Annotated in this window: 1 protein-coding gene; it reads left to right on the forward strand. The window is 25.7% G+C overall.

Annotated features, from left to right (window positions below; genetic code table 11):
- A partial coding sequence (locus KVT37_RS32600) for a DUF3732 domain-containing protein (protein WP_217579065.1) occupies positions 1–207 on the forward strand: 207 nt, incomplete at its 5' end.
- Between the last annotated feature and the right edge of the window lie 38 nt (positions 208–245).

The raw sequence follows: 245 nt of genomic DNA on the forward strand, positions 1-245 counted from the left end.
GTTGATAAAAATGACAGTAAAGGAACAGATATTGAAGTTGTAGAAGCAATGTATGTAACGATATTAAAAGAATTAGAATTAATTTATAAAGAAGCAGGGTTTATGCCTCAAATAATTATCACAGACCATGTTGATAATTTGAATTTAGGTAATTATGATTTCGAGGATTATGTTGCTGCTAGATGGAGGGATGAAAAATTTATTTAAGTTTTAATTTCTAAACTAATTATGTATAAAAGTAAATA

Source organism: Mesorhizobium sp. GbtcB19, assembly GCF_019091085.1.
GTDB lineage: Bacteria > Pseudomonadota > Alphaproteobacteria > Rhizobiales > Rhizobiaceae > Mesorhizobium.